This is a genomic window from Paenibacillus sp. EKM212P (assembly GCF_011066115.1).
In the GTDB taxonomy this organism is placed as follows: Bacteria; Bacillota; Bacilli; order Paenibacillales; family Paenibacillaceae; genus Paenibacillus; species Paenibacillus polymyxa_B.
This window is the reverse complement of sequence record NZ_JAAMNR010000052.1, coordinates 1-444: the sequence shown is the minus strand read 5'-3', so window position 1 is coordinate 444 and position 444 is coordinate 1. Positions and strand designations below refer to the sequence as shown.

Sequence of the window (444 nt, the reverse complement as noted above, 5' to 3'; positions counted from 1 at the left end):
TCTGAACCAGTTCCCGGTACGGTTGTTGCAACTGGCGAGCTTCTCCTTCGACGTGTTCGTCGGGGATATCGCACGGGCGCTCTATAACGGTGGAACGATGGTCATTTGTCCGAAAAATGACCGGATTGATCCAAGCCGTCTATATGGCTGGATTCGCGACTACCAGATTACGGTGTTCGAATCAACCCCGGCTTTAATCGTACCGTTCATGCAGCATGTGCATGAACACGGACTGGACATGAGCAGTCTGGAATTGCTGATTACCAGCTCGGATAGCTGCAGCGTGACAGACTACCGGGTGCTGCAAGAACGATTTGGCGCGGATATCCGCATTATGAACAGTTACGGCGTCACGGAAGCGGCGATTGACTCCAGCTTCTACGACGAAGAATTGTCGAAGCTGCCAAGCAGCGGCAATGTGCCGATTGGCCAGGCGTGGCTGAA

General features: G+C 53.6%; 1 protein-coding gene. It reads left to right on the top strand.

Features of this window, described 5'->3' with window-relative positions; genetic code table 11:
• On the top strand, positions 1 to 444 hold a 444-nt coding region (locus G9G54_RS24920), incomplete at both ends, for an AMP-binding protein (protein WP_165179952.1).